General features: G+C 67.0%; 20 protein-coding genes. 8 read left to right on the forward strand and 12 right to left on the reverse strand.

Going from position 1 to position 25,527, the window contains the following annotated elements:
* Positions 1-8 precede the first annotated feature (8 nt).
* The gene (locus tag MHZ91_RS19475; RefSeq protein WP_239215269.1) at positions 9-1,229 is read right to left on the reverse strand and encodes an MFS transporter; all 1,221 of its coding nucleotides are present in this window, start codon (positions 1,227-1,229) and stop codon (positions 9-11) included.
* Positions 1,230-1,326: 97 nt separating this feature from the next.
* On the opposite strand from MHZ91_RS19475, the gene MHZ91_RS19480 reads away from it, so the two are divergent.
* Positions 1,327-2,262 carry a LysR family transcriptional regulator gene (locus tag MHZ91_RS19480; protein ID WP_239215270.1) on the forward strand — a complete coding sequence of 312 codons (936 nt, stop codon included), beginning with the start codon at positions 1,327-1,329 and terminating at the stop codon, positions 2,260-2,262.
* A gap of 7 nt (positions 2,263-2,269) precedes the next feature.
* Here MHZ91_RS19480 and MHZ91_RS19485 read toward each other — a convergent pair whose 3' ends face one another.
* The gene (locus tag MHZ91_RS19485; protein ID WP_239215324.1) at positions 2,270-3,208 is read right to left on the reverse strand and encodes an ornithine cyclodeaminase family protein; all 939 of its coding nucleotides are present in this window, start codon (positions 3,206-3,208) and stop codon (positions 2,270-2,272) included.
* Positions 3,209-3,338: 130 nt separating this feature from the next.
* Positions 3,339-4,271, reverse strand: coding sequence for an N-carbamoyl-D-amino-acid hydrolase (locus MHZ91_RS19490; RefSeq protein WP_175123973.1), 933 nt, complete (start codon positions 4,269-4,271; stop codon positions 3,339-3,341).
* Positions 4,272-4,741: 470 nt separating this feature from the next.
* Between MHZ91_RS19490 and MHZ91_RS19495 the strand changes: the two genes are divergently transcribed.
* A complete protein-coding gene (locus tag MHZ91_RS19495; protein ID WP_239215271.1) occupies positions 4,742-6,262 on the forward strand; it encodes an EAL domain-containing protein in 1,521 nt (506 codons plus the stop codon).
* A 174-nt stretch (positions 6,263-6,436) separates the two neighbouring features.
* The gene (locus tag MHZ91_RS19500; RefSeq protein ID WP_239215273.1) at positions 6,437-7,489 is read left to right on the forward strand and encodes a YafY family protein; all 1,053 of its coding nucleotides are present in this window, start codon (positions 6,437-6,439) and stop codon (positions 7,487-7,489) included.
* Between the two features lie 16 nt (positions 7,490-7,505).
* Here the strand turns inward: MHZ91_RS19500 and MHZ91_RS19505 are convergent, their stop codons facing one another.
* The gene (locus tag MHZ91_RS19505) at positions 7,506-8,285 is read right to left on the reverse strand and encodes a Sir2 family NAD-dependent protein deacetylase (RefSeq protein ID WP_239215275.1); all 780 of its coding nucleotides are present in this window, start codon (positions 8,283-8,285) and stop codon (positions 7,506-7,508) included.
* A gap of 247 nt (positions 8,286-8,532) precedes the next feature.
* Here MHZ91_RS19505 and MHZ91_RS19510 point away from each other — a divergent pair, with 247 nt between their 5' ends.
* The gene (locus tag MHZ91_RS19510) at positions 8,533-11,943 is read left to right on the forward strand and encodes a TM0106 family RecB-like putative nuclease (RefSeq protein ID WP_239215277.1); all 3,411 of its coding nucleotides are present in this window, start codon (positions 8,533-8,535) and stop codon (positions 11,941-11,943) included.
* On the opposite strand, the gene MHZ91_RS19515 is transcribed toward MHZ91_RS19510, so the two are convergent.
* From MHZ91_RS19515 to MHZ91_RS19540, 6 genes are all read right to left on the reverse strand, one after another.
* Positions 11,931-14,468, reverse strand: coding sequence for a TonB-dependent receptor (locus tag MHZ91_RS19515; RefSeq protein ID WP_239215279.1), 2,538 nt, complete (start codon positions 14,466-14,468; stop codon positions 11,931-11,933). The two genes, MHZ91_RS19510 and MHZ91_RS19515, sit on opposite strands and share 13 nt — an antisense overlap.
* A 147-nt stretch (positions 14,469-14,615) precedes the next feature.
* On the reverse strand, positions 14,616-15,605 hold the full coding sequence (locus MHZ91_RS19520) for a FecR domain-containing protein (protein ID WP_239215281.1): 990 nt from the start codon (positions 15,603-15,605) through the stop codon (positions 14,616-14,618).
* Positions 15,602-16,147: a sigma-70 family RNA polymerase sigma factor gene (locus MHZ91_RS19525; RefSeq protein WP_239215282.1), complete on the reverse strand. Its 546-nt coding sequence runs from the start codon at positions 16,145-16,147 to the stop codon at positions 15,602-15,604. The genes MHZ91_RS19520 and MHZ91_RS19525 overlap by 4 nt, the downstream gene beginning before the upstream one ends.
* A gap of 136 nt (positions 16,148-16,283) precedes the next feature.
* Positions 16,284-16,496 (reverse strand): DUF1059 domain-containing protein, encoded by a 213-nt coding sequence (locus MHZ91_RS19530; RefSeq protein WP_239215283.1) that lies wholly within the window; start codon positions 16,494-16,496, stop codon positions 16,284-16,286.
* 146 nt (positions 16,497-16,642) lie between these two features.
* Complete coding sequence (locus tag MHZ91_RS19535) at positions 16,643-18,754, reverse strand: bifunctional diguanylate cyclase/phosphodiesterase (protein WP_239215285.1); 2,112 nt, start codon at positions 18,752-18,754, stop codon at positions 16,643-16,645.
* A gap of 182 nt (positions 18,755-18,936) precedes the next feature.
* Positions 18,937-20,046, reverse strand: a complete 1,110-nt coding sequence (locus MHZ91_RS19540) for a YcjF family protein (protein ID WP_239215287.1) — start codon at positions 20,044-20,046, stop codon at positions 18,937-18,939.
* Between the two features lie 339 nt (positions 20,047-20,385).
* On the opposite strand from MHZ91_RS19540, the gene MHZ91_RS19545 reads away from it, so the two are divergent.
* Positions 20,386-21,387 carry a hypothetical protein gene (locus MHZ91_RS19545; RefSeq protein WP_239215288.1) on the forward strand — a complete coding sequence of 334 codons (1,002 nt, stop codon included), beginning with the start codon at positions 20,386-20,388 and terminating at the stop codon, positions 21,385-21,387.
* Positions 21,384-22,559 (forward strand): glycosyltransferase family 4 protein, encoded by a 1,176-nt coding sequence (locus tag MHZ91_RS19550; protein ID WP_239215289.1) that lies wholly within the window; start codon positions 21,384-21,386, stop codon positions 22,557-22,559. Before MHZ91_RS19545 ends, MHZ91_RS19550 begins: the two co-directional genes overlap by 4 nt.
* Here MHZ91_RS19550 and MHZ91_RS19555 read toward each other — a convergent pair.
* Both MHZ91_RS19555 and MHZ91_RS19560 read right to left on the reverse strand, forming a co-directional pair.
* Entirely contained in the window at positions 22,498-23,607 is a 1,110-nt protein-coding gene (locus MHZ91_RS19555; protein ID WP_056319378.1) for an S-(hydroxymethyl)glutathione dehydrogenase/class III alcohol dehydrogenase, read from the reverse strand. The genes MHZ91_RS19550 and MHZ91_RS19555 overlap by 62 nt on opposite strands.
* Before the next feature lie 23 nt (positions 23,608-23,630).
* Positions 23,631-23,921, reverse strand: a complete 291-nt coding sequence (locus tag MHZ91_RS19560) for a metal/formaldehyde-sensitive transcriptional repressor (protein WP_239215290.1) — start codon at positions 23,919-23,921, stop codon at positions 23,631-23,633.
* Between the two features lie 159 nt (positions 23,922-24,080).
* Between MHZ91_RS19560 and MHZ91_RS19565 the strand changes: the two genes are divergently transcribed.
* Both MHZ91_RS19565 and MHZ91_RS19570 read left to right on the forward strand, forming a co-directional pair.
* Positions 24,081-24,683, forward strand: a complete 603-nt coding sequence (locus MHZ91_RS19565) for a HutD family protein (protein WP_239215291.1) — start codon at positions 24,081-24,083, stop codon at positions 24,681-24,683.
* A gap of 79 nt (positions 24,684-24,762) precedes the next feature.
* Entirely contained in the window at positions 24,763-25,527 is a 765-nt protein-coding gene (locus MHZ91_RS19570) for a carbon-nitrogen hydrolase family protein (RefSeq protein WP_239215292.1), read from the forward strand.

Consider the following 25,527-nt stretch of genomic DNA (forward strand, 5'->3'; position numbering starts at 1 on the left):
CCCGATCCTCACGCCGCGTAGCGGCTGGCCTCGCCGTTGCGGTTGCTGGCGGGCCACAGGCGCAGGGCCAGGGCGGCAGCTGCGGCGCCGGCGGCGGTCAGCGTCACGCCGGTCCAGCCCCAGTGGGCCAGCGCCAGGCTGCCCAGTGCGCCGCCGGCGGCCATGCCGATGAAGACGCCCGTCATCAGGATGGCGTTCAGGCGGCTGCGGGCGGCCGGATCGATGCCGTAGACGATGCTTTGATGCGCGATCAGCGAGGTCTGGATGCCCAGGTCGAAGCCGACCGCGGCGCCGCCGATGAGCCACAGCGCGGCATGCGTGGGCAGGAAGGGCAGGAAGATCATCGCGGCAAACGACACCATCGTCAGGCCGGCGCCCAGGCTGGCGACCGCCAGCGGCCCCCGTGTATCGGCCACGCGGCCAGCCAGCGGCGCGGCCAGGGCGCCCGCGGCGCCGGCAAGACCGAACGCGCCGGCAGCGCCCGCGCCCAGGTGAAACGGCGCGTCGTGCAGCATCACGGCCAGCGTCGACCAGAAGGCGCTGAAGCCCAAGGACAGCAAACCCTGCGCGGTGGCGGCGCGGCGCAGGCCGGGGTGCTGTCGCCACAGCGTCAGCAGCGAACCCAGCAGCGCGCTGTAGGCCAGCCGCGTCGACGGCTCGAACCGCGGCAGGCCGCGCCACAGGGCCGCGCCCAGCGCCACGATGCTGACGGCGGCGGCCGCGAACATCATGCGCCAGCCGAACTGCTCCGCCACGAAGCCGCTGACCACCCGCGACAGCAGGATGCCCAGCAACAGGCCCGTCATGACGGTGCCGACAATCTTGCCGCGCTGGTCGGCGGGGGCCAGATGGGCGGCGGCCGGGACGATGTCCTGCGCCAGTGTGGCGGACAGGCCGATGGCGAAGCTGGCGGCCAGCAGCAGGCCGATCGTCGGCGACGCGCCGGCCAGCAGCAGCGCCAGGGCCAGCACTGCCGCCTTGATCAGGATGATGCGCTTGCGGTCATAGCGGTCGCCCAGCGGCGCCAGCATCAGGATGCCGAAGGCGTAGCCCAACTGCGTCAGCGTCGGAATCCAGCCCAGCGTTTCTGCGCTGGCGTGGATATCCGCGCCCAGCACGCCAAGCATCGGCTGGCTGTAGTAAAGGGAGGCGACGCCCAGGCCGGCGCCCACGGCCAGCAGGAAGACGAGGCCGCGCGATAGGGAGGGGTGGGAAGTGGGGGATGACATGGTGGTGTCCGGTGGCTTTGGGTACGGGGCAGATTCTGGGCGTGCCGCCGGGGTTTTGGTAGCCGACCTTCGGGTACAGGCGTTATACGATAGGCGTATGACCGCCTCCGCCCTCCCCGCCGCAGCCGGCACCGACCGCATGCTGCTGATCGAAACCTTCGTGCGCATCGTCGAGGCCGGCAGCCTGTCCGCCGCCGCCGCCCAGATGGGCGGCACTCAGCCTACCGTCAGCCGCCGCCTGCAACTGCTGGAACGCACCATGGGCGTGCGCCTGTTGAAGCGCTCCACCCACGCCATCCGCCTGACCGAAGACGGCCAGCGCTGCTACGAGCGCGGCAAGGAGCTGCTGGCCAGTTGGCAGTCGTTCGAGAGCGAGGTGCGCGGCGCGGACGACGACCCGGCCGGAATGCTGCGCGTGGTGGCGCCGCACGTCTTCGGCCAGGATCAGTTCATCGAGCCGCTTGCCAGGTACCTGAAGCGTTATCCGAACATGCGGGTGGAGTGGCTGCTGCATGACCGCATGCCGGACCTGATCGCCGAGAACGTGGATTGTGCGATCCGCGTCGGGGCGGTGACCGATCCGTCAGTGATTGCGGTGAAGCTGGGCGAGGTGCCGCGCATCGTCGTGGCGTCACCGGACCTGCTTGCGGGCGGGCCGGTTCCGCAGGATCCGTCGGATCTGGCGCGCCTGCCATGGCTGGCGCTGCGCACCTTCTATCGCACCGAGGTGACCCTCACGCACTGCGGCAGCGGCGACAGACAGTCTTTCGACATCCAGCCGCGCCTGTCCACCGACGGCCTGCACGCGCTGCGCAACGCGGCCATCCAGGGACTGGGTGTGGCACTGGGCTCGGCCTGGGCCATGCAACCCGATCTGGCCGCCGGCCGCCTGGTGCACCTGGCGCCGCAGTGGCGCGCGGACGCCCTGCCCGTCTTCCTGGTCTATGCGCCGTCGCGCTTTCAGCCGGCGCGCCTGCGGCGCTTCATCGAGATCATGCGCGAGCATCTGCCGGTGGAGCTGGCGGGCACGTGACGGTCCGCTACGCGTCCCGCACGGATTCGTACACCAGCGTCGCCAGCGTCAGGTCTTCCAGCGCGCTGCCTACCGCCTTGAACACCGTGATCTCCTGATCGTTGCGCCGTCCGGGGGCCTCGCCTTTGGCGAGCTGGTGCAGGTTTCCTTTGATGCCTTCGCGCGTCAGCACGCCGGCGTCGAATGCCGACAGCAGGTCGCCGGACTTGGTCGGCGCCTCGTCGGTATCGACATAGACGGTGGTGCCGTCAAAGCACGCGGGATCGGTCTCGCGCATTTCCGGCTTGAAGCTGCCGATCAGGTCCAGATGCGTGCCGGGGCGCAGCCACGCGCCATGGATAAGCGGTTCGGTGGACAGCGTGGCGCAGCTGACGATGTCGGCCTGTCCGGCGGCCGTCTGCAGGTCGGTGACCGCCTGCGCATCGAAGCCCTGCTCGCGCAAGCTGGCCGCCAGCGTCTCCGCGCCGGCCGGCCGCACATTCCACACCAGAACGCGCTGGATCGGGCGCACCGTGCGCATGGCCTGCGCCACCAGGCCGGCAATGCGGCCGGATCCCACGATCAGCAACGTGCGGGCATCGGCGCGCGCCAGGTAGTCCGCGCCCAGCGCCGCCGCGCCCGCGGTGCGGTACACGGTGACGATATCGCCGTCGACCTGCGCAACCGGCACGCCCGTGGTGGCGCTGTACAGGTTGTACGTGGCGTGCAGGCCCGGCAGGCCCTGATGCGTGTTCTCGGGAAAGATGTTGATGATCTTCACGCCAAAATACCCGCGCTCGCTCCACGCGGGCATGATGAGCGACGTGCCGTGCGCGTTGCCGGACTGGATGGCGTGCACGTGGCGGGCGGGCACCGTGGCGTCTTCGCGGAAAGCGATCCGCAGGGCGGGAATGACGGTGTCGAAGGACAGGGCGTTGCGGGTCTGTTCGGTGTCGATTAAGCGCATCGGATCGTTGCCTGCGTGGTCGGTCAATCAAGGGGCCTCGGGCAGTCTAGCAGCGTGCGGGGCGCGGCCGCCAAAAGAAAATTGCCCGCGATGACGCGGGCAATGGGTCGCTTACCGCAGGCGAACGGCGTCAATCCACGTCGGGCCGGGGCAGCGGATCGCCCGCGCCGGTGCGCTCGACGATGAGCTTGTAGTGATGCGGGCTGCGATGCTTGGCGAAGTTGAACACGTGGTCGCGGAAGGTCTGGCCCATCCCCAGATCGATGCGCGCGGTGATGACTTCGTCTTCCTCGCCGCTGGCGCGGGCCACGATCTCGCCGGACGGCGCGACGATCATCGAGCTGCCGATCATGTGATGGCCGTCCTCGTGCCCGCACTTGGCGGCCGCGCCGATCCACACCGCGTTCTGGTAGGCGCTGGCCTGCAGCACGATCTCGTGCGTGGTGGTGCGCAGGTGCGCGGGCTCGTTCCAATGGATGTTCAGCGACGGCGTGTTGTAGCCCAGCACGATCAGTTCGGCGCTTTGCAGCGACATGACGCGGTAGGTCTCGGGCCAGCGGCGGTCATTGCACAGGCACATGCCGATCTTGACGTCGTTGGTCTCCCACACGCCAAAGCCCAGGTCGCCGACTTCGAAGAACTTCTTTTCCAGATGCTGGAAGGGGGCGTCGACCTTGTGGTCCGAGTGGCCCGGCAGGTGGATCTTGCGGTACTTGCCGATGATCTTGGCGCTGCGGTCCACCAGGATGGCCGTGTTGAACTGGCGGCCTTCCGGCGTCAGTTCGGCATAGCCCAGGTAAAAGCCGATGCCCAGCTCGCGCGCCGTGTCGAACAACGGCTGCACGTCGGCGTTGGGCATGGTTTTTTCGAAATAGCGCTCCACCGCTTCGGCGTCGTCCATCCAGTAGCGCGGGAAGAACGTCGTCAGCGCCAGTTCGGGAAACACGACGAACTCGGCCTGGCGGGCGGCGGCTTCGCGCATCATCTCGACGAGGCGGCGCACGACCACCGCGCGGGTGTCGGCCAGATTGACGGCGCCCATCTGGGCGACGGCCAGGCCCATTTTGCGGGACGGGGAAGAGGGGGTCACGGAGATCTCCAGAATCTTGCGAAGGGGCCGCCACGCGGGGGCGCGTTCCAGGCCGAAGGCGCAAGCATGCCCGCGCGCGGGCGGATCGGAAACCGCGGTCTGGCCGTCTGGCGCCGCGTTGCATTGGCCCCGTCCCGGCATGCAACCCACTGATCTGAATGGGAAAAACCCGATAAGCCGCGCCATCGCATCCGGCCCTGTGCATAACGCGGGATCATGGGCGTCGCGCAAAGTTTTATATCGGGTTTCCCCGTAGATCCGGTGATTCAGAGGCACTTTGGCGCGGACTGCCCACCGGTTTTCCTAGCAACGCGCCTGATTCCGAAAGCCACAATTAGCGGGTCAGGAGGGGCGATTTTGCCGTTTAGGCTGCGGGAAGTTCGGTTACATTGCCTTACGCGCAGAATTGCATGCCACGCGCCGCCCATGTGCACCGGTCCCCCATGTCACGTTCCAGAATTGCGGCTTTCGTGTTGTTGTTGTCGGCGCTTGGATTCCTCGCTGGGGTGCTGGCTGGACGCCAGATCGAACTGAACCAGGCCGACGACAAACTAGCCGGGCATAACGCCCGGCTGCTTGCGCACGCGCTGCGGGTGGCGCAGGAAAGCCATCGCCTGATGGCTGCGGCCACGCAGGGCGGCCCGCTGTGTTCCGAAGCCGATGTGGCGACCCTGCGCGTGCTGCTCTTCAATTCCACCTATATCCGCGACATCGGCCGCACGCTGGGCGGCATGCTGCGCTGTTCCGCGGCGTGGGGCAAGCTGCCCGATCCGCTGACCCTGCCGCCGCCGGCCTTCACGTTGGCCAGCGGGCTGCAGCTCTGGGTGGGCGCCGCCAATATCGTCGACCGCCGCATCATCGGCGACATGGCGGCGATGCGCGACATCATCGTGTTCACCGCGCCGGGCGCGTTCGACGGATTTCCGGAACCGGGTTCGGGCATCGACGCCAAGATCGTGACGCGTGACGGCGACCATGTGTACCGGCGCTTTGGCCGCGCGCACGATCTGGACATGCCGCGCGAGAACGTGGACGACCAGGGTTTCGCGCCTGAACGGCGCGCCTCGCTGTGCGCGCCGGACGGCGGCCCCGACATCTGCGTCGTGTCGCGGCTGCGGTCCGACGCCTGGTTCCAGCTTCCGGCGATGGTGCTGTCCGTGGTCGGCGCCCTGGCCCTTGCCTTTCTGGCGGGTCTTTGCGTCATGTGGCGCATGCACGCGGGCAGCGCCAAGAGCGAGCTGCGCAAGGCCATCCTGGGCGGCGACATCCAGGTCCACTACCAGCCGCTGCGCCAGCTTGCCTCCCGGCAACTGGCGGGTTTCGAGGCGCTGGCACGGTGGCGCGCCCGTGGCCGCGATGTGTCGCCCCTGCTGTTCGTGCCGCTGGCCGAAGCCATGGGGCTGGGCCGCGCGCTGTCCCGGCTGGTGACCTCGCAGGCGCTGCGCGACCTGCACGAGCGCCTGCGCGGCAATCCCGCGCTCTACGTCAGCATCAACGTGTCGGCGGCCGATTTGAAAGACGCGGGTTACCGGAACTTCCTGTTGGACGCGGTCAGCGAGCGCGGTCTGAAGCCCGGCAACGTCGCGCTGGAAATCACCGAAGGCACGCCGTTGTCTGATGGCCATGTGCTGGCAATGGTCAAGACCTTGCGCGGCAAGGGCTTCAAGGTGTTCATCGACGATTTCGGCACGGGGCATTCCAACCTGAACTATCTGGCCGAAATGCAGGCCGACGCCATCAAGCTGGACCGCAGCTTCACCAGCGCGATCGGCGCCGAGGACGCGGGCACGCTGATCATCGACCACGTCATCGCAATATCCCGGGAGCTGGGCATCAGCCTCATCATCGAGGGCATTGAAACCGAGGCGCAGGCCAGCTATCTGCTCGCCCGCCAACCGGCCGCAGTGGGCCAGGGCTGGCTGTTCGGCCGTCCGGTTCCGCTTGCCGACATCGTGGCCGATTGACCGATGGCAGGCAGGTTGTCGTATGTCCATTTTATTTTTGGCACAACCGACATAATGCAGCGCCGTCGCCCAAACTACGCGGCCCGCATTATCTACACCCCGGCAAAACAATATGCGCCGCTTTTACAGATAGAATGCGGGCGGTATTTAACGGGTTAATTTGCTGCATCTGCCATGGGACATAACCAGACGCTCGTCGACAACCTGCTGCGCATCCTTCCGTATGTCCAGAACGAAGAAACCGATGCGATGGCGATGGGCATGGGCATGGCGGAAATCCGCGACCGGCTGGCCGCGCTGCAGAACCCGGTGCCCGGCGACAAGCAGATCCGCCGCACGCTGCTCAAGCTGGACAGCGTCGGCAGCGTGGGCGCCACGCGCGGCAAGCTCTGGTATCGCACCATCCAGCGCGCTGATTTCCATATCCAGAACATGAACGCGAACATGGCAATGGCGATGTGCGCGCTCAAGCAGGTGGCCGACCGCCACCTGCCGGCCGTCGTGCTGGACGATCTGGAGACCACCTTCGACAGCGCGTGGCGCTACCTGGAAACGCACCGCTCCCAGCCCGGGATCGGGCCGGCACACGACTGGGCGCGCAAGATCCTGCGCATCGACGGCACCCATCCCACCGTGTTGCCCACGGTGTCTGCCGAGGTCTACCGCCAGGTCAGCGGCGCGCTGTACTTCAACCGCAAGCTGTCGTTCCGCAACACGCCCTTCGGCGAGAAGAAGCCCGCCGACCGCCTGTACGTCATGACGCCGCTGGCGATGGTCGACCGCGCGGGCGTGCTGTACATGGTGGCGTGGGGGGCGCGCCAGCCGGGCAGGCGCTTCCTGTTCCGGATGGACAGGTTGTCCGAGGTCCGGCTGCTGGACGAGGCGGCGGACATGGATCCCACATTCGACCTGCAGGACTTCGTGCGCCGCGAGGAAGCGCTGAACTTCGATCCGGGCGAGGAAACCCGCATCCGTCTGCACGCCGCCGAACCGGTGCTGGACGATGGCCGGCGCCAGCGTCATCCGCTGCGCGAATTCTGGTTGTCGGCGGACCAGATGATCGACGAGGACGAGCGCGGCTTCACGCTGACAGCCACCGTGCGCCCGTCCGTCATGCTGTGGCAACTGCTGCACGGGCACGCGTCCTCGATCGAGGTGCTGGAACCCGAAGACATCCGCGACCGCTTTGCCCAAGAGGCCCGCGAACTGGCGCGCCGCTACCTCTAGTCCGCCGCCCGCGGCGTCAATCGGCGGGCCAGGCGCGCGCCAGCAGCAGCGGCAGCACTTTCTCTGCCGCGCCCCGGATGCTGTGCGTCGCCACGCGATCCAGCGTTGTCGGATTGGGATTGATCTGCACCAGCTGCGCGCCGCATCCGACCGCCTCGTAGCAGAGCTCGGCCGCCGCGGATGTCTGGCACGACGTGCCCGCTGTCAAGATCAGATCGGCGTTGGCCACCAGCCCCTTGGCCACCCGCCAGACGGCGGGCGCGGGCGCCTCGCCGTGCCACAACCGCCCCGGGCGCACCAGTTCGCCGCAGATACGGCAGGCGGGCGGCGCGGGGTACGGGCCGTGCCGCGCGGACTTGTCCGGCGGGGCGGTCAGCGTGTGGGGCATGCCACAGCCCGAGCAGCGCGGCTGGTCGAACCGGCCCTGCAGATGCAGGATGCGCGGGCTGCCCGCCTGTTCATGCAGCGTGTCGCCGTTCTGCGTCACCACGAACGTGCCCGGCACGCGACCGGCCAGCGCCGCAATGGCGCGGTGCGCCGCGTTGGGCGTGGCCAGCAGCGCGCGGCGCCGCCGTTCCTCGTGCCAGGCCCACACCAGCGACGGATCGTTGCGGTAGCCGGCATCGGTCGCCAGGGCCGCGGCATCGTAGCGCGCCCACAGTCCGCGCATGCCATCGCGGGTTTGTGGCAGGCGGCTGGCGGGGTTCAGACCCGATCCCGTTACGACGACGATCAGACGCGCCGCGCGCAGCGCTTCCACCAGGGGATCAGGGATATCGAGGGAGCGAAGTTTCATGCGAACCGCCCGCCGTTTGAATGGGCCGCGGCGCGGCCAAGGCTGCAGTTAAACGTATCGAACAAACCAGGCATGTCGCTTCCATTTACTGAAACAGCCTGGATTATGAAACTGCATTCGGACAATTCAGGGTTGAATTAATCGGAACGGATTTCAAGGGATTACTCAGGTATTGGCCGGATAATGTCCAAATTCCTGTTTTGCTATTCTTGGCCTCCGCAAATTGCGCCCGGCCTATTTACGCACCATGCAAAAAACCGGCGACCGCCTGTTGTTTTCCGCCTCCGACCTGGTCGGTTTCCTGGAATGCGAGCACCTCACCACGCTGGATCTGCTCAACCTCGAATCGCCGTTGCCGGCCGCGCCAGAGGACGAGCAGCTCGAACTGATCCAGCAGAAGGGGCTGGACCACGAGCGCGCGTATCTTGAACGGCTGCGCGCGAGCGGCCGGCACATCGTCGACGTCAGCGATGCGGGCGACGGGCTGACCGCGCGCCTGGCCCGGACGCGCGAGGCCATGGCCGACGGCGCGGATGTCATCTACCAGGCGGCGTTTCGGCATGGCCAATACATCGGCCATGCCGATTTCCTGCTTAAGACCGAACGCCCCTCACGCCTGGGCGATTACAGCTACGAGGCCAGCGACACCAAGCTGGCGCGGTCGGCGCGCGCCAAGTTCGCGATCCAGCTCTCGTTCTATTCATGGCTGCTGGGCCTGGAACAGGGCGCGGCGCCGCTGCACATGCACGTGGTGCTGGGCAGTGGCCGCGAGGTGTCCCTGCGCGTGGCCGACTATGCCCATTACTTCCGCCAGGTCATGCGCCGCTTCGAGGCGCACGTCGATCAGCGGGACGCTGCGTCCACGTATCCCGACCCCTGTGAGAAATGCGCCCAGTGCCGCTGGGATCCGCTGTGCAAGGCGCGCCGCGCGGAAGACGATCACCTGTCGCTGGTCGCCAACATCACGCGGCAGCAGATCCGCAAGCTGAACGCGCAGGGCATCCGCACGCTGGAACAACTGGGCACGCTGGCGCCGGATGCGGCCGTGGCGCGCCTGGAGCCCGCCATCCTCTCCAAGCTGCGATCGCAGGCGGCGCTGCAGCTGCGCGCCCGGACCGACGGCGGCCGCCATTGGGACCGCATCGTCAAAGACCCGGACGACACCGCGCTGCGCGGCTTTGAACGCATGCCGCAGCCCGACGCGGGCGACATGTTCTTCGACATGGAAGGCGATCCGCTGGAGGAAGGCGGGCTGGAATATCTGTTTGGCCTGTACGTCATCGACGATGGCCAGGAACGCTTCGTGCCGTTCTGGGCGCATAACCGCGGCGAAGAGAAGCTGGCCTTCGAGGCCTTCATCGATTACGTCGTGGCGCGGCTGCACCGCCATCCCGATGCGCACATCTATCACTACGCGCCCTACGAGGCGACGGCGATCAAGAAGCTGATGTCCGTGCACGCCACGCGCGAGGCAGAGGTCGACAACCTGCTGCGCATGAACAAGCTGGTGGACCTGTACCAGGTCGTGCGCGAAGGCGTGCGCGTGTCCGAGCCGGGGTACTCCATCAAGAACATCGAACATTTCTACCTGCCGCAGCGCGAGGGCGGCGTGACCAACGCCGGCGCCAGCATCGTCTACTACGAGCGCTGGAAGCGCACCGACGAGGCGAAATTGCTGCAGGACATCGCCGACTACAACCGCGACGACGTGCTGTCCACGTACAAGCTGCGCGAATGGCTGTGCGCGCTGCGTCCTGACGGCATGCCGTGGGCGAACCGCCGCGACTCGCAGCAGCAGATCGACGCCGCCCGGTTCCAGGTCGGCGAAAAGACCGCAGCCGAACTGCGCCTGGAGCCGTATCGCGCCGCGTTGCTTGGCTCCCTGCCCGCCGACGAGCTGGACTGGTCAGCGCGCGACCGCTATCGCGCGCTGGTCTACCAGTTGCTGGATTTTCATCGCCGCGAACAGAAGCCGGAATGGTGGGCCATGTTCGCCCGCATGGAGGCCACCGATGCCGAACTGATGGAAGACAACGAATGCCTGGCCGGACTGGTGCGTGACGACACTGTGGCGCCCGAACCCGTGGCGCAGTCACTGCGCTACACCTACCGGTTTCCCGCGCAGCAGACCAAGCTGCGCACCGGATCCCCCTGTACGGACGTGCGCGGCGGGCCGGCGATCAGCCGGCTGACGGTGGATCCTGCGGCCGGCGTCGCCACCTTCACCCTGTCGCGCAAGGCGACCCCGCCGCAGCGCCTGTCGCTCGGGCCGGGCAGGCCGGTCAGCATCGACGAACTGGCCAACGCCATGTTCCGCTACGGCGACGCGCTGCTCGCCTCGGACGATGGCGCCAGCACGCCGTTCCGCGCGGTGGATGCGCTGCTCAAGCACGAGCCGCCGCGCATTGACGGCGTACCGCCCGGCACCCCGCTGGCCGACCCGGGCGCGACGCTGCTGGATCAGGTCGTGGACATCGTCGGCCGCATGGACCAGACCACCCTCTTCCTGCAAGGCCCGCCCGGCGCGGGCAAGACCTACACCGGCTCGCGCGTGCTGGTGAACCTGCTGCGCCAGGGCAAGCGCATCGCGGTCACGTCCAACAGCCATCACGCCATCAACAACCTGCTGGCCGGCCTGGAGAAGGCGGCGCGCGAGGCGGGCCTGACGTTCACCGGCGCCAAGAAGTCGGGCAAGGAGGGCGACGACTCCTGTTTCAACGGCGACTTCATCGAAGACGTCTTTGCCAACGACAAGATCGACCTGGCGCGCCATCAACTGGTGGCGGGCACGGCGTGGCTGTTCAGCCGCGCCGACTTCCAGCAGCAGTTCGACTACCTTTTCGTGGACGAGGCCGGGCAGGTCAGCCTGGCGAATCTGGTGGCGCTGGGCCAATGCGCGCGCAACATCGTGCTGCTGGGCGACCAGATGCAGCTTGGCCAGCCGACCAAGGGCACGCATCCTGGCCGCTCGGGCGAATCCACGCTGGAATACCTCTTGAACGGCCACGCCACGATCGCGGCCGATCGGGGCATCTTCCTGGACACGTCCTATCGCATGCACCCGGCGATCTGCGGCTTCATTTCAGACGCCATCTACGACGGCCGGCTGCGCGCCGCGGAATCGGCCGCTGGCCAGGGCCTGGTGCTGGGCGCGGACGCACCGGGCGCGCTGGCCGCCAGCGGCATCCGGTACGTGCCGGTCGTGCACGAGGGCAACGCGCAGTCCAGCGACGAGGAAGCGCGCGAAGTCGCCGCGCTGTACGCCAGCCTGATGCGGCAGCGCTATCTGGACAAGCACGGGCGCGCGGTGCCGATGACGCCCGACGACGTGCTGGTGGTGGCGCCCTACAACGTGCAGGTCAACACGCTGCGGCAGGCGCTGCCCGAGGGTGCGCGAGTAGGCACCGTCGACAAGTTCCAGGGCCAGGAAGCGCAGGTGGTGATCATTTCCATGGCCACCTCCAGCGGCGAGACCATGCCGCGCGACATGGAGTTTCTGTTCAGCAGGAACCGCCTGAACGTGGCGGTGTCGCGGGCCAAGGCGCTGGCGATCCTGGTCGCCAGCCCCGCCCTGTTGTCGGTACGGTGCCAGACGCCGGAACAGATGGCGCTGGTCAACACGCTGTGCTGGGTGGCCGAGGCGGGTCAGAACGTGTAGCGCGCCGTCAGCGTGACGCTGCGAGGTTCACCAAAGAAGTTCGCGTCCGTCATCGAGCCCACGCTGGCGTAGTAGCGGCGGTCGAACACGTTGTTCACGTTCAGCGCAAAGTTCAGCTGCTTGTTCACGTCCAGCCCCGCGTTCAGTCCCACGACCGCATAGCCGCCCTGGCTCACGCCCCAGGGCGTGTAGATGCGGTTCTGTACGTGCAGCGATCCACCCACGCGCCAGCGGTTCCATTCGCCGGGCAGGCGGTAGGTCGTGAAGAGCTTGAACAGGTGGCGCGGGATGTTGGTGCCGTAGCGGTCGCCGACCGAGAACGTACCCGTCGGGTCGTAGCTGGAGGATTCGCCGCGCCGCTTGGCCGACGCATAGGTGTAGCCGGCCGCCAACTGCCAGCCGGGCAGGATCTCGCCGGAGATCTCGGCTTCGAAGCCTTGGCTGCGCACTTCGCCGGCCGGCGCGTAGCAGCTTGTCAGGCCCCCCTGGCATTGCGAATTGGGCAACTGGTCGGGCAAGTTGTCCAGGTCGATGCGAAACACGGCCAGGCTCGTGTTCAGACGTCCATCCAGGTATGCGCCCTTGATGCCGATTTCATAGTTGGTGCCTTCCTGCGGCGCCAGCAATCCGCCGCTGGCGGTGGCGTAGTTCTGCGGATTGAAGATCCGCGTCCAGCTCGCATACACCGAATGCACCGCGTCCAGGTCATAGACCACGCCGGCATACGGCGTGAATTTGCGCACCACGTCGTACTTGCCCTCGCCGTAGGGGTAGTCGCCGTCGTACTGCACCGTGTCCATGGAGTACCAGTCCACGCGGCTGCCCAGGATGACGGACAGCCTGTCGGTGGGCCGCATCCGCGTCATCGCGTACAGGCCGCTCTGCCTGACCTCCTGCTCCTTGCGCCATTCGCCGTACTCGCCGATGGTGGGCAGCGGGATCGCGCCCGGGTTCCAGTTCAGCGGATTGAACGTCGCCAGCGTGAAGTCGCCATCCTGCGTGGCGCCGCCGCCGACATCGTGCCAGCTGCTGCGGCGATGGCTCGCGCCCACCACCAGATCGTGCTGGCGGCCAAACAGCGAGTACGGTCCCGAGAGCGACGCATCGAAGGTTTCCTGGTCGCGGTCGTAGTTGTAGCCGCCGCCGCGCAGCGTCATGGAAGGATCGCCGTTCTCGTCCCACGTCGATTGGCCGATGTACGTGCCCAGCATGTCCATCTTGCTGCGGATCGCGGCGGCCGCGAGCTTGCCTTTCCAGCCGTTGGCGAATTCGTGATCAATGCCACCGAAGATCGTGACGCTGCGCTTGTTCCAGTACGACCAGTCGGGGCTCATGCGCGTCGAACGCGGAATCGGCAGGAAGCGGCCGTCGGGATAGGTGCCCATGCCGTTCCAATCGACGCCGGGATTGTCTTCCTTGCTGTACGAGGCGCCGAGGCTGACGGTGGTGCGCTCGGTCACGTCGGCCTCCAGGATGCCGTACAGCAGCGTGCGCTTGTTGCGGTAGCTGTCGATGTACGAATGTTTGTCCTGATAGGACATGACGCCGCGCGCGCGCAGGGTGCCGGCTTCGTTCAGCGGGCCGCCCGCGTCGAGGTCGGCCAGGTAGTTGTCCCAACTGCCGGCGGCGGCGGTGAACGCGCCCTGGAACTCGCGCGTGGGGCGCTTGCGGATCAGGTTGATCGAGCCGCCCGGCGTGCCCGCGCCCTCCATCAGCCCGGACACGCCGCGCACGATCTCGACGCGGTCGTACATCGACATGGGGCCGGTGGACAGGGCGGCCTCTTCGTATTCGATCGGCAGTCCATCAACCATCAGGTTGTTGATCTGGAAACCGCGCGAGGTATAGCGCTCGCGTTCGCCGCCCCATTTGGTTACCGTGAGGCCGGGTGTGGCCTTGACCGCGTCGCCCAGCGTCGCGATGTCCTGGTCCTCGATGCGCTGGCGCGTGATGACCGAGACCGTCTGCGGCGTTTCGCGCGGCGACAGTTCGAGCTTGGTGGCCGAACCCATCGCGCGCGTGGTGTACGACCCCGTGCCTTCCGTCAGCCCGCTCAGCGCGGTGGCGCTTACCGTCACCGCGGGCAGCACGGCAGCCTGCGGACCTTCGGGTACGCGGCGCAGGACATAGCCGCCGTCCTCGCGGCGCACGGCCTGCAGTTGCGTGCCTGCCAACAGGGTGTCCAGCGCGGCCTGCGGCCCGTAAGCGCCTTGGAGACCGGCGCTTTGCCGGCCGTCGGCCAGCGCGCTGGCGCCCGCGACGTAGATGCCCGACTGGTTGGAGAAGCGCGTCAGCGCCTCGGACAGCGGGCCTGCCGGGATGTCGTATCGGCGCGTTGCGTCAGATGCGGCGGACGTGGCGGCGGGGGCGGCTGCCGGTTGGGAAAATGCGGGCGGCGCAATCGCTGCGGCCAGCGCCGCAGTCAGCGTAGTGACCGATGCGGCGTGCCGGACCGGGGCAAGCCGCGAGCGGCTCAAGGGCTTTGAAGTCGCCCGCAGGCGCGCGGCGGTGTGAGGATGACGCATGAAATCCGGCTTCCAGATGGCGGTGGGTTGAGGAGGCGCGGGCCCGCGCGCGCCGGTCGAACCGGCGGGCGGGGGCAGCAAGACTCGCTTCCTTTCCCTGTAAGTCGGATAGGTCGGAAAAAAGCGGAACTGCGCAGTGAAAAAAGTTCAGGGCCGGGCGTCGATGCTGGTCCACCACGGCAAGGGATGGCGGATCCGGATCGGCAGGACGTCGGCCAGCAGCGCCAGCGTCTGATCGGTGTCGTGCAGCGGAAAGCCGCCGTACACGCGCAGATCCGCCACGGCGGGGTCCAGGCTCAGATGCCCCCGGCGATGACGGCCCAGCTCGCGGACCACGTCGGCCAGCGGTATGTCGCGCGCCAGCAGGATGCCCCGCGTCCAGGCCTCGCGCGCGGGGTCGGCGGGCGCGGTGGCGTCGATGCGGTCGTGCGAGAAGCGCAGCTGCCGGCCGGCGTCCACCACCTGCAGGGCCTGTCCGGACCCGGTTCGGACCTCGACGGCGCCCTGGTAGACGGCCAGCAGCGTCGAATCCGCCTCGTGGCGCACGGTGAAGCGCGTGCCCAGCGCCCGCAGGCGGCCCTGCGGGGTGTCGACCACCAGCGGGCGATCATCCTTGGCGGTATCGACGAGAATCTCGCCGGCCACCAGCGTCAGCCGGCGCAAGCCTGCGCGGTAGTCGACGTCCAGCGCGCTGGCCGAGTTAAGCCAGACATGCGTGCCGTCGGCCAGGCGCACCATTCGCGTCGCGCCGGTGGGGCTGCGATAGTCCGCTGCCATCGCCAACGCGGTGTCGCGCACGGCCAGCGTGCGCCATGCCGCCAAGCCCAGTACGCCGACGCCCGCCAGCAATGCCAGCGCGCGGCGCCGAGGCCGGTGCAGCGTGCGCGCGCGCTGCAAGGCGGCGGCGGCGGTGCGGGGATCGGGCTGCTCCTGCATCGGCGCAAAGCGCCGGCTGACGCGTTCGACATAGCTCCAGGCGCGGCGGTGGTCCTGGTGTCCTTCCAGCCAGCCGCGCCACGACGCCTGGTCGGCGGGCGTCGCGGCGCCGGAGGACAGCAGCGCGAACCATTGCGCGGCCTGCTCCATCGCCGCGTGCGGCGGCAGTGCGTCCTGCGCGGGGGCGTCCGCCATGCTCATGGCGCGTTGCCGGTCTGAGCCTGCCCCGGCGCGGGATGGCGGGCTTCATGCAGGATGCAGTGCAGCGTGGCCTGCGCCACATACTTGCGAACCATGCGTTCGGACACGCCCATTTCCGCGGCGACCTCGCGGTGCGTCATCTCGCAGCCGACGGCCAGCACGAAGGCGCGCGCGGCGCGTTCGGGCAGCGCGCGCAGCATGGCGTCGATTTCCTGCAGCGCCTGCAGCACGATGAGCTGATCTTCGGCGGAAGCCGCGTAGGCCTCCGGGCGCTGCGCAAGCGTTTCCAGCCATGCCTGCTCGACCTCGCGGCGGCGCCACAGGTCCGCACACATGTTGCTGGCCATGCCGCGCAGGTAGGCGCGGGCATGGCCGGCATCGGTGAATGTGCGGGGCTTGACCAGCAACCGCAGGAAGGCTTCCTGGGCGAGGTCGGCGGCTTCCCAGGCGTTGCCCAGGCGCCGTCGCAGCCAATCCTGCAGCCAGGAGTGGTGCGCGACGTAGAGCGTGCCAAGGCTGTCTGAAGGCGATGGGGGCGGCACGGTGGTCGGGAAATCTTGCGAATAGGAATTAGTCGCAATTATTCAGGAAACCGTGACGCATGGCAATGCGGGGTGGAAGGCGAGCGCGCCGTGCCGGACCGAAATTGCCGGCCCGGCGCGCCCGCAGGCGTTGCCGTCAGCCTCGGCGGGGCGCTTCGGCGGGCGGCGTGCCGATCTGGAACAGGGACTTGAGCTGCGAGCGCAGTTCGGGCGAGTCAGCGTGCTTGTGCACCGTGGTGGCGTGCTGCACCGCGGCTTCCAGCAACTCCTCGTCCGAGTCCGCGGACAAGGCGACCGAGCAGTTCATCTCGCTCGGATACTCGCGGCAATCGATGTATTTGCGTGTCATGGGGCTCTCCCCGCGCATGCCTGCAAAGGCATTGCGTGCTTGAACAGCCGGCGCGCCAGGCGCAACACACCGGCGCGATGGCGCGTCGCATCGCGGCCGGTGTTTTCAAAGTATAGGTCTGCGGCGCGCGCCGCAGACGTCTTATTTCAGGGGGCCGCACCGGGTCCGTTTCTCGCCGGCGCCGCCTCGGCGGCGGCGTCGCCGTGCGATACGGGTCGACCCAGCAGATAGCCCTGGAAGTGCGAGCAGCCCTCCGCCGTCAGGCGTTCCAGCTGCGCCGGTGTTTCCACACCCTCGGCCGTCGTCGGAATGTCCAGACTGCGGCCGATGCCGTTGATGGCGCGGATGATGGCCAGCGCCTCGCGGCTGGATTCGACGTCCTGCGTGAACGACTTGTCGATCTTGATCTTGTCGAACTCAAAGGTGCGCAGGTAACCCAGCGACGAATAACCCGTTCCGAAGTCGTCCAGCGCCACCTTGACGCCCAGTTCCTTCAAGCGGTGCAGCGTTGCCAGGTTGCCGGAGGAATTGGTGAGCAGCACCGATTCGGTGATCTCAAGTTCCAGCCGGCGCGCGGGCAGCCCGGACTTGGTCAGCGCAGACTCCACCAGCGACACCAGCGCGCCGTTGGTGAACTGGCTGGCCGACAGGTTGACCGCCACGGTTTCGTGGTCGTCCCAGCGCATGGCCTCGACGCAGGCCTCGTGCAGCGTGAAGGCGCCCAGTTCGTGGATCAGGCCGGTTTCTTCCGCGATGGGGATGAAGTCCTGCGGCATGATCAGACCCTTTTTCGGATGCTGCCAGCGCATCAGCGCCTCGCGGCCCACGATGCGCACGTGGCTCACGTCCATGATGGGCTGGTAATAGAGCTGCAGCTGATGCGAGATGATCGCCTGGCGCAGATCCATCTCGACCTCGTGGCGCCGCAGCGCGGCGGCTTCCATTTCAGGCTCGAAGAAAGCCAGGCAGTTGCGGCCGTTGCGCTTGGCCTCGTACAGCGCCATGTCGGCGTAGCGCAGCAGGTGGTCGGCCGACAGCGCCTGTGATTCGGATATGGCGATGCCGATGCTCACGCTGACGGGCACGGTGTGCCCGGCGATCTCGAACGGCTGGCGCACCGCCTCGATCAGCCGCTCGGCCAGCTTGCGCACGTCGTCCTGTTCGGCGATGTTGGGCAGCACGATGGCGAATTCGTCGCCGCCCAGCCGCGCCAGCGTGTCCTGTTCGCGCAGGTGCTTGGGCAGGCGCTTGGCCAACAGGCGCAGCAGTTCGTCGCCGTATTGGTGGCCCAGCGTGTCGTTCACGCTCTTGAAGTTGTCCAGATCCAGGCACAGCACCGCGGTCGAACGCTCGCGGCTTGCGCCCAGCGCGCTCAGCAGCCGGTCGCGGAACAGGCGGCGGTTGGGCATGCCCGTCAGCGTGTCGTGGTGCGCCATGTAGCGCACCTGCGCGTGCGCGGCATTCTCGTCGGTGACGTCGTCCGCGATCAGCAGCACGTAGCGCGAGCGCGGATCATTGCTGTGAAATGCCAACGTCTTGGTGTTCAGCGTGCGCGGGCCGCGCGCGGTGGCCAGTTCTTCTTCCTCTTCGCGCATGGCGCCGTCCGAACGCAGCGCGTCGTTGGTCAGGCGGTCGAAGAACGCGCACACCAGTTCAGGCAGGGCTTCTTGCGCGGTCTGGCCCTGCAGGCCGCCCGGCTTGCCGCCAAACGTTTCCTCGGCCTGCCGGTTCGCCAACAGGAACTTGCGCGACACGGCATCCAGCACCAGCACGCAGGAGGGGATGTGCGACACCACCGCCTGCAGGAAGGTCGACATGGACGTGAGCTCGCTGTTGTAGTGCTCGACCAATTGCTTGGCCTTCAACAACTGCTGTTCGCGTTCGCGGCGTTCGGTGTTGTCGCGCGTGACCTTGGCAAAGCCGATCAGCGTGCCCGTGTCGTCGTGGATGGCGTCGATGACGACGTGCGCCCAGAACAGCGTGCCGTCCTTGCGCACGCGCCAGCCTTCGGCTTCGAACTTGCCGGTTTCGCGCGCGGTGGCCAGGCCGCGCTGCGGAACGCCGCGTGCCTGGTCTTCCTCGGTGTAGAAGCAGGAAAAGTGGCGGCCGACGATTTCGGCGGCGGTGTAGCCCTTGGCGCGCTGCGCGCCGGCGTTCCAGTTGGCGACGGTGCCATCCGGGTTGAGCATGTAGATGGCGTAGTCGACGACGCCTTGCACCAAGTGGCGGTACATGACGTCGGAATTGGCGAGGATCATTGGATGCGGCGGGCTCGCGCTCCGGCCGCGTTGGGGCAACGCGTCTGCGCGGATGTGCCCTGAAGAACTAGGGGTTATACGGATTTACGTCGTGAAGCCGGCAATATTTACCTTACTGTCACGAAAAAGACCAATCTATCGAATCGTGTCGTACAAACGCATTTCATTGCATCGGTCCGCGATCAGAATTTGACGCGTTGCTTCAATGCCTGCGCGATCATGGCGACGTCGATGTCCTTGCCTGGGTGCTTCAGGCAGAAGTCGTGCAGCACCGCGATGTAGGCATTGCCCAGCAGCTTGGTGATGGCGCCGGCCGTGGTGGCCGCGATAGTGCCGCCGACGGCGCTGCCTGCGCCGGGGATGAACTTCAGCATGCCCGAGACCACCGAGCGGCCGATGAGCGTGGCGGCCGACGCGCCCAGCGTGGACGTGACCAGCGTGGTGATCGCGGTGGTGTTCAGTTCCATGCCGAAGGTGATGCCGATCTTGGCGATCATGCCGACCTGGATCGGCACCAGCGCAAAGGCGTCCGAGAACGGAATGGGTGCTGCGGCGGCCGAGGCGGCCAGGCCCGCGGCCACGTTCACCTCGATCTCAGCCCGCTTTTTTTTTACTTCCAGGGCCTTCTTGTTGCGGGTGGATAGCGCGTTGGCGTAAGCGCGTTGCTGCGCCTCGGGCACGTGCTCGGCCGTCACCTCGATCAGGCGGTCCAGCCCCATGGGCGGCAATTCGGCATCCAGTTCGTCGATCCATTCCGGCAACGCGCGCACGGCGACGACCTGCCGGGCGCGCGGCAACAGCTTGCGCGCCTCGTCGACGAACGGACTGTTCTTGCGCGCTTTGGTCAGCACGGCCACGACAGGGATGCCGGCCTTGTCCAGCATGTCGCACAGTTCGATTTCCGCGTCCTCGACGCGGTGGCTGCTGTCCTGGATGCACAGCCACGCCACGTGCAGGTGCCGATCCTGGTCGTCGGATGCCGAGCGTTCCTGGATCAGCTCGGCAAGCTGCGCGCGCGAACCCTCGTAGTCGCCGACCTCCAGGCCGCGCGTGTCGATGATCGTGAGCGGATGGCCCGGCCGGGTGAATTCCTGCGTGGTCTGGGTGACGGGCTTGCCCGCGCCCGTCCGGGCAAGATCGCCGCGGAACACCGCGTTGAGCAGCGTGCTCTTGCCCACGCCCGTCTTGCCGGCAACCAGGATATTGACGCGGCCGGCGCCGCGCGTGGCCGTGCTGATGGCATCCGCGATGGCGTCCTGCAGGTCGGGGTGGTCGGGGCGGATGGCGCTCATGAGGGAACAAGGAAAGCGAAGGAAGGATGGCGGAACAATATCAGACGACGACTTCTTTGGCGCAAAACGTAATCGCCGCCAAACGCGTCGTCCATACGGGGGACACCATCGGCACGAGTCATGTCACTCATGCCGCCTAGGCATCCCGTGGGGGCGAATGGGATTTTTTCCTGCCGTAAAAGAAGGGGCCGCAGCAGACGCCGCATCAGGAATATTTGGGGGCGGATTGTCCAAGTCTTCAAAGGGTTACATCTCACATAATCCCCTCGCGCTTTCCCAAATGGCGCTGCGTAGAATCAGGCCGTTGTAAGGCTACGCCGCGGCACCCGCGCAACCATCATGCACCGTCTTGCGCTCGTCCCCCGCTTGCTGCGCTCGCGCCCCGTGACCAAGGGGCTGCGCTACTTGTACCGCTACACGCGGTCCAGGGCGGACCGTCATAACGAAACGCTTTGGCCCTTCGTGACCGTGCGCCGCGACGGGCCGGAACGTCTGACCGGCTGCAATTTGCATGGCGTGCGCGGCCCCAAGACCCTTCCGCTGGCCGAACTGCCGCGAGGCATCGGCGGCGATGCGCACCTGATTCTCAGCGGCCCCTCTGTCGCGCAGATCGACTACGCCCAATGCCGCATGCGTACCGTGATGGGCGTGAATGGCTCGATCGCGCTGCGCGCCCGCCATCCGGCGCTGCGGTTTGACTACTACGCCATGCTGGACGCGGCGTTCGTGAAGAAGCGCCGCGACCTGGTGGCCGAGGTGCTGGCGCAGGACCTGGTGTTGTTTGTGACGCCCGAAGTCTACCGCTGGATTGCGCTGCTGTTCGACGATCGGGCAGTGCGTTGCCGCATCGCACTGTTCGAGGAAGTGCATCGGCGCGCGCAACGGCCGCGTGCGCAACCTGCGGCGCTTGAGGCGCAACTGCGCGCTGACGAGGAACTGGTGTTGTTCGATGCGCATCATCCGATGCACGCGCACGGCTTCAGCCTGAATGCCGCCCGCGGTCTGTTTGGCGGCGGAACGGTGGCCTACACGGCGTTGCAGCTGCTGGCGTGGCTGGGCGCCAAGACGGTGTACCTGCATGGGCTGGACCTGACGGCCACGGCGGGCCCGCGCTTCTACGAAAGCGCCGGCGCGCAGTTGCCCACCGCGCTGGACCGCCAGTTTGCGGGACATATCGAACCCGCGTTCCGGCAGGCCGGCAAGCTGCTGCGGGCGCGAGGTGTCCAGGTCTACAACCTGTCGCTGCTGAGCCGGCTGGGCGACGACATATTTGAAAAACGGCATTGGAGTTGTTTGCTGGAACACCCCTCCTCGCAACCGCCGACGAGACCCGAATCATGAAGATCCTCTACACCAATTTTCACCAGGGCGATGGCGGCGGTCACACGACGTACGTGATGTCGCTGGCCCGCATCCTGTGCCAGAAATCGCAGGTCACGATCGGCGCGCCGCGCAGGAGCCGCCTGCTGGCCGAAGCCGAGGCCCTGCCCGGTCTGCGCACCGTCGATCTCGAATTCAAGGGCAAGCTATTCGAACAGCTTGCCGCGTTGCGCCGCCTGCGCAACCTGGTCCGGCAGGAACAGTTCGATGTCATCCACGTCAACGGTTCGGCCGATCACCGGCTCTGCATGCTGGCCACCATGGGCATGGGACGCAAGCGCCCGTTCATCGTGTACACGCAGCATAACGACCGCGATGCCAACAGCCTGGGCGTGCGCCTGCGCGCCAAGTGGGGCACGAACCGCGTCATCTGCGTGTGCAGCCACACGTTCCGGCGCATGAAGCAGTCGGTGTTCCGCAACGAGGACCTGCGCGTGGTGCACAACGGTGTGGATACCGAGAAATACCGTCCGGCCTGCCGCACGGAAACTGCCCAGGCGCGCGCGCGTTTTCTGCCGCCCGCGCTGCGCGACCGGCTGGTGATCGGCAGCAATGCCGGCACGGCGGACTACAAGAGCTGGATCGACATGGTGGCTGCGGTGTCGCTGCTGCCCGCCGGGCAGCGCAGCCAGGTCGCCGTCCTGATTGCCGGCGCGATGCCGGGCGATGACATGCTCAACCGGGTGGCCGAGCTGGGCATGCAGGATCAGGTGGTCTTCACCGGCCTGCTCGACAACGTGGAACCCGTGCTGGCGGCGCTGGATGTGGGATTTGTGCTGTCGTCCCGGCTGGAGACGATTTCGTTCGCGTGCCGCGAGATGATGGCCGCGGGCAAGCCGGTCATCGTGTCGAGCGTGGGCGGCCTGACGGAGAACGTCACCGAGGGCCGCAATGGCTGGATCGTGCCGCCCGGGTCCCCGGAATCGGTGGCCCGGACGCTGTCGGACATCCTGGCGAACCGCGGCGTGCTGCACGCCATGGGCGTGGATGCGCGCAGCACGGCGCTCAAGGAGTTCTCGCTGGCGACCTTCGTCGGCAATACCGAGCGCGTCTACCGCGAGAACGCTTACGTCAGTAGTGGATCACCGTCCGGATCGACTTACCTTCATGCATCAGATCGAAGGCTTCGTTGATACGGTCCAGGGGCAGCGTGTGCGTGACGAAGGGATCGAGGTCGATCTTGCCGCTCATTGCGTCTTCGACCATGCCCGGCAGCTGCGTGCGGCCCTTGACGCCGCCGAACGCTGAGCCGCGCCACACGCGGCCCGTCACCAGTTGGAACGGACGCGTGCTGATTTCCTGACCGGCGCCGGCCACGCCGATGATGATGCTTTCGCCCCAACCCTTGTGGCAGCATTCCAGCGCGGCGCGCATCACGTGCACGTTGCCGATGCATTCGAACGAGAAGTCCACGCCGCCGTCGGTCAGTTCGACGATGACTTCCTGGATGGGCTTGTCGTAGTCCTTGGGATTGATGCAGTCGGTGGCGCCCATGGCGCTGGCCAACACAAATTTGTTCGGGTTGGTGTCGACGGCGATGATGCGGCCGGCCTTGGCCTGCACTGCGCCCTGGATGACCGCCAGGCCGATGCCGCCCAGCCCGAACACCGCAACGGTGTCGCCTTCCTTGACCTTGGCGGTGTTGTGCACCGCGCCGATGCCGGTGGTCACGCCGCAACCCAGCAGGCAGACTTTTTCATGCGGGGCGGCCGGGTTGATCTTGGCCAGCGAGATTTCGTTGACGACGGTGTATTCGCTGAACGTCGAGCAGCCCATGTAGTGATAAAGCGGCTTGCCTTCGTAGCTGAAGCGCGAGGTACCGTCCGGCATGACGCCCTTGCCCTGCGTGGCGCGCACTTTCTGGCACAGGTTGGTCTTGCCCGACAGGCAGAACTTGCACTCGCGGCATTCGGCCGTGTAGAGCGGAATGACGTGATCGCCGGGTTTCAGCGAGGTCACGCCTTCGCCCACTTCCACCACCACGCCCGCGCCTTCGTGACCCAGCACGGCCGGGAACAGGCCTTCGGGATCGTCGCCGCTCAGCGTGAAGGCGTCCGTGTGGCAGACGCCCGTGTGCGTGATCTGCACCAGCACTTCACCGCGCTGCGGCGGCGCGACGTCGATTTCAACGATTTCCAGGGGCTTGCCGGGGCCGAATGCGACTGCTGCGCGTGATTTCATAGCGATGCTCCACGTAGATGGGGTTATTTCAGATAGGAACGGACGATGCGCATGAGGTCATCGATCTGCGATTCGGTCTCGGGCCTGGGGTCGGGCGGATTCGCCTGAGTAGACTGCAGGAAGGTTTCCCGCAGATGGCTTTCCAGCACTTCGGCCATCAGGCCGTTCGTGGCGCCGCGCAACGCCGCCAGCTGCTGCAGCAGCGCGACGCATTCCGTGCCTTCGTTCACCGCGCGTTCCAATGCTAACGCCTGCCCCTGAATGCGGCGCAGGCGCGTGACAACGCGTTTCTTTTCTTCTGGGGAGTGCGGCACGGCAGGCTCCGATTCGATACAGGGGGGGAGTATACGGATTTCGAGGGGGCGCGTCCAGGCGGAGCGCGGGCAGACGCCGTCGCCTGCGTCGGCCACCCTCATCGGCCACCTATAATTTCGCCTGTCTTCCGCCCGACCCAACAGGACTAATCCGTGGCCATGATCCCCTCTGACGTGCGGCTGTACCGGGCCGCGGACTATCCCCGCATGCCTTGGCGCAACGGCGGCGGGACGACCCAGGAAGTCGCCTGCAATCCGGGCGGCCATACCGCGTCGTTCGGCTGGCGTCTCTCGCTGGCCGACGTAGCGCAGGATGGCAGTTTTTCTGCCTTTGGCGGATATCAGCGGATCATCACCGTGCTGGAAGGCCGCGGTATCGAGCTGACGGTGGACGGGCAGCGCCAGCCGCCTTTGGCGCCGCGCGTCGCGTATGCGTTTTCCGGTGACGCGCAGGTGGCGTGCCGCCTGCTCGACGGCCCCATCCGCGACTTCAACCTGATCTACGCGCCCGAACGGTGGCACGCCCGCCTGCAATGGGTGCGCGGCGCGGCGCCCTGGATATTTCACAGCAGCGCGCGCAGCGTGCTGGTGTTCAATGCCGGCGCTGATCTGACGGTTTATCTGGACGGCGCGCAGCATCGGCTGGCGTCGCGCTACGATTGCCTGCACGCCGAAGGGAACGACGGGCTGGGCCGGTATTGCCTGAGTGCCGAAAACGGTATTGACGCGTGCGTCATTGAACTGACGCCGCGCGCGGTCTGACGTGCGCGGCGTTGAGGGAAAGCAACGCGTCAACGCCACGGCCACAGCACGTAAACAGCGCGACATGACAGGAGCGGGGATGCGGATCTGCATGATGGAAGGCCCGGCCGGCCTGATGCCGGAAGGCGCGAACTGGGAAGGCATCGCCGAGCGCATCCACGAGTTGGCGCCCGACCTGCTGGTCACCAACGAGATGCCGTTCGGCCCCTGGCTGGCGGCGTTGCCGTCCTATGACGCCGCGCTGGCTGCCGAGTCCGTGCGTATCCACGAGGCCGGTCTTGCCGCGCTGGCGGCGCTGAACGTGCCAGTCATCGTGTCGTCCCGCCCCGTGTTTGCCGGCGGGCGGCTTGCCAATGAAGCGTTCGCGTTGCAGGACGAACTTTATACGGCGCTGCATCACAAACAGTATTTTCCGCAGGAACCGGGCTTTTTCGAGGCGGCCTGGTTTCACAGCGCGCGCGACGGGTTCGAGGTCGTCGACGTGGGCGGCATTCGCGTCGGCGTGCTGCTGTGCACCGAGCTGATGTTCAACGAACGCGCGCGCCGCTATGGCCGAGACGGCGCCGAGCTGATCGTCGTGCCGCGCGCCAGCGGCGCGTCTAGCGGCCGCTGGCTGACCGCGGGCGCCATGGCCGCGCTGGTGTCCGGCTGCTATGTTGTCAGTTCGAACCGCGCCGGGCGCACGCCCGAGGGACAGGTGTTCGGCGGCGTGGCGTTTGCGTTCCAGCCAGGGGGCGAGCCGCTGGCGCAAAGCACCGATACGGAGTCCATCGTGGCGTTCGAGGTGGACCCCGCCCGGTCGCGGGCGCAGCAGGCGCTGTATCCCTGCTACGTGAAGGAATAA

Source organism: Achromobacter sp. ACRQX (assembly GCF_022346505.1).
Classification (GTDB): Bacteria; Pseudomonadota; Gammaproteobacteria; order Burkholderiales; family Burkholderiaceae_B; genus Achromobacter; species Achromobacter animicus.